Source organism: Streptomyces sp. NPDC002690, from assembly GCF_053592415.1.
In genome coordinates this window covers 1-3,075 of record NZ_JBSFVR010000571.1, presented here as the reverse complement: position 1 = coordinate 3,075, position 3,075 = coordinate 1, and the positions used below count along the sequence as shown (strand labels likewise).

Below are 3,075 nucleotides of genomic sequence, written 5' to 3'. Positions count from 1 at the left end.
ACACCGCCTCCCAGCAGGTCGCGCAGAAACTCGGCTGCATCAGCGAGGGCGTGCTGCGCAACGCCCGGATAGCGCGGACGCAGACGGACGGCCGTCCGGTGCGGCGATCCGGAGCGGCCGTCCGGTGCGGCGCATCCGTACCCGACGGCCGCTCCCGCCGCTACGGTTGACCGGACGTCAGCTGGTGACGAGCACCGCGGAGGCGTAGCAGTCGTACACCTCGTCCACCTTGCCCGGGTTCTTCATCGGCACCGTGAAGTCCTGGGGGTCGAGCGACTCGGACGCGTCCAGTTCGACCCGCAGGTGAGCCGTGTCGACCGTGTTGGAGGCGGAGTCCGCGAACGTCACGGTGATGTCGACCTCGGCGGTTCCGTAGTTGGCCGGGGAAAGTTCCACCAGTGAGGACGTCACCGCCTTCTGGGAACCGTCCGCCGGACGGGCGCACCTGAGCACGCGGACACCCGGGTCGGTGGTGGGCACCGCGGTGGGGTCGGGGGTCGGCTCGTCCGTGGCCGTGGCGGAGTCCGAGGACGAACCGGAGCTTGAGCCGTAGTCGTCGTCGTAGTCGTCGGTGGTGCTTCCGCTGCTGTAGCCGTTGCTCTTCCTGGAGTTGGAGCACCCGCCCCCGTCGTCGGAGCCGTGGCTCGACCCGCTGTGGCCGTGGCCGTGGCTGGAGGTGGAGAATCCGGTGAGTGCGAGTACCACCACCGCCAGGACCGCCGCCAGTTTCATCTGTTGCCGCACCATGGATGCAGCCCCCCTCGTGTCTCGACTTCTTCTTCGTGGCGCCTTCTCCCGGCGCCTTCTCCGGACGTTCCCGTTGTCGCACCAGCATCGGGGCGCGGGCCCCCTGGCGCGTCATGACCCTGTCACGGATTGGTCATGGTGTGCGGGGCGGGTCCAAAAATGATGTGGGGAACGGGCCGGAAGTGACCCACAGGACAGGAGTGGCCCATGGGGCGGTGAGCCGGGCAGCTGCGCCGGGCGCGTCCGAAGTGACCCGAGGGGCAGGCCGGAAGCCGTGGCTCCGCTTCAAAGTCGCGGGGGCCCGGGGGCGGGCGTAGCGTCGAACGCGAGAGTGTCACGCACGTGTCCGCGCGTGCGCCGTCGGTAGGTACGCGCGAATCGCGCAGGAGGCTGACGATGATCCGCAACGTCCTCGGCTCCGTGATCGCTCTCGCCGGAGCGGCGGCCGCCGTCCTGAGCCCCTTCCGCGACTGGTACGACGGCCGCCCCGGGCGTGATTACCGCGTCCGGGACCTCTTCGAAGGCATCACCACCACCTCGTCGGGGGTGATGCTCTCCCTTTTCCTGCCCTTGCTGGTCGCCGCGGTGCTGACCCTCGTCGGGGTCGTGCTCCGCTCACGGCTGGTGGTGGCGCTCGCCGGGGTGGTGACGCTCGGCTTCACCGTGCTGTGGATGGTCCGGCAGGGCCAGGCGACGGGAAGCCTGACGGTGGACCCGGACGGTTCCGGGCTCCAATGGGGGGTGGCACTCGCCCTGGGTGGCGGCATCCTGATGCTGATCGGGTCTCTGGTGATGTCGGGACGCCGTCGTCGGCGGGACCGGGTCGGGGGCACGCCGGACTACGACGCGCGCACCGCGCCCTACCCCACGCCCGGCTACGAACACCCGGACACCTGGCCCCCGACGCAGGAGCCCGGCCCGTCCGCCCACACGAGCCCGCTGCCCGAGCCGGAACCGGACCCGTACACCGGCCCGGAGGACCCGCGTCGGCACGACGGCCACTGACACGCACGCAGGCCACCGACACGACGGGCCCCGAGGCGACGCGGCAACACGACGGACCCCGAGGCGACGCGGCCCCCGAGGCGAGAACCCCCTGAGGCGCACGACCAGCCCGGCCCGGCCTACCTGGCCCGGTTGTTCCCCGTCCCCGTGCCCTTCAGCGCGTCCAGCGCGTAGACGCACCGGTCCTTGCTGCACGCGTACACGACCCCGGCGCGGGCCACCGGGGAGCCGGTGATCTCGCCGCCGGTGGCGAGCTTCCAGCGCAGGGTGCCGCCCGCCGCGTCCAGGGTGTAGAGGACGTGGTCGGCGGAGCCGAAGTGCACCCGTCCGTCCGCGACGACCGGGCTGCCGACCACGTCACCGCCGGCCGCGAACCGCCACTTCGGGGTGCCGGTCACCGCGTCGAGGGTGTAGAGCGCGCTGCCGCTGCCGACGTGCACGTTCCCGCCGGCGACCAGTACGGGCTCGATGGAGTGCCGGGCCTCGGTGGCGATGCGCCAGCGGTCCTTGCCGTTCGCGGCGTCGAGCGCGTACACCGTGCCGAGGTAGTCGGCGAGGTACACCCCGCCCCCGGTCACCGCCGGGCCGGGCGCGAACGCGGGCGGCGACAGGAAGACGGCGGGCGCCTCGAAGTGCCAGCGCACATGGCCCGCGGCGTTGTCCACGGCCAGAACCCGGGTGCCCGCGGCGATGTACACGTTGCCGTCCGGCGCGGGAGTCACCCGGACCGGGACACCGCCGCAGGAAGCCGCGTCACCGATGGGGTACGACCAGCGCTCGGATCCGGTACGCGCGTCGAGCGCACGCAGCCGGGCGTCCTTCCAGACGTACGCGGTCCCCTCGTGGAGCGCCGGACCGGCCTCCGCGGTCTCGAAGTCCGTCTGGGCGCCGCTGATCTCCCAGAGCGGTTCGCCGGCCGCCGCGTCCCACGCCTGTACGCCGCCGCCCCTGGTCCCGGTCAGGACGGTGCCCCGGTCGGCCTTGAGGGAGTAGACCCAGGCGTCGGTCCGCCGCCGCCACCGTTCGGTGCCGCCCCGGGCGTCCAGCGCGTAGAGGGAGGGGCCGTCCGAGGCGTGGATCACCCCGTCGTCGACGGCCATCGCCCAGGCCACGTCCCGCGTCTTGAACTGGCGGCGGCCGTTGCCGATGTCCAGCGCGTGGATCTCGAAGGACGTGACGTAGAGCAGACCGCCGGCGACGACCGGGGTGCCCCAGACGTCGTTGGACATGCGGAAACGCCAGGGACGCCAGCGGTCCGGCGCGGCGGGCGCCAGGAGCCCTGCCTTGACGAAGCGCCGCGGCAGCAGATGGGCGGCGTCGAAG

General features: G+C 72.5%; 3 protein-coding genes and 1 pseudogene. 2 read left to right on the top strand and 2 right to left on the bottom strand.

The window, feature by feature from the left end:
• Positions 1–89: pseudogene (locus ACWD3D_RS35315) on the top strand (GNAT family N-acetyltransferase); the annotation flags it as partial.
• A gap of 88 nt (positions 90–177) precedes the next feature.
• Here the strand turns inward: ACWD3D_RS35315 and ACWD3D_RS35310 are convergent.
• A complete protein-coding gene (locus ACWD3D_RS35310) occupies positions 178–747 on the bottom strand; it encodes a hypothetical protein (RefSeq protein ID WP_451464770.1) in 570 nt (189 codons plus the stop codon).
• 396 nt (positions 748–1,143) lie between these two features.
• Here ACWD3D_RS35310 and ACWD3D_RS35305 point away from each other — a divergent pair, with 396 nt between their 5' ends.
• Positions 1,144–1,752, top strand: a complete 609-nt coding sequence (locus ACWD3D_RS35305; protein ID WP_451464769.1) for a hypothetical protein — start codon at positions 1,144–1,146, stop codon at positions 1,750–1,752.
• A 119-nt stretch (positions 1,753–1,871) separates the two neighbouring features.
• Here ACWD3D_RS35305 and ACWD3D_RS35300 read toward each other — a convergent pair.
• Positions 1,872–3,075, bottom strand: a 1,204-nt coding sequence (locus ACWD3D_RS35300; RefSeq protein WP_451464768.1) for an outer membrane protein assembly factor BamB family protein, incomplete at its 5' end; no start/stop codon positions are given.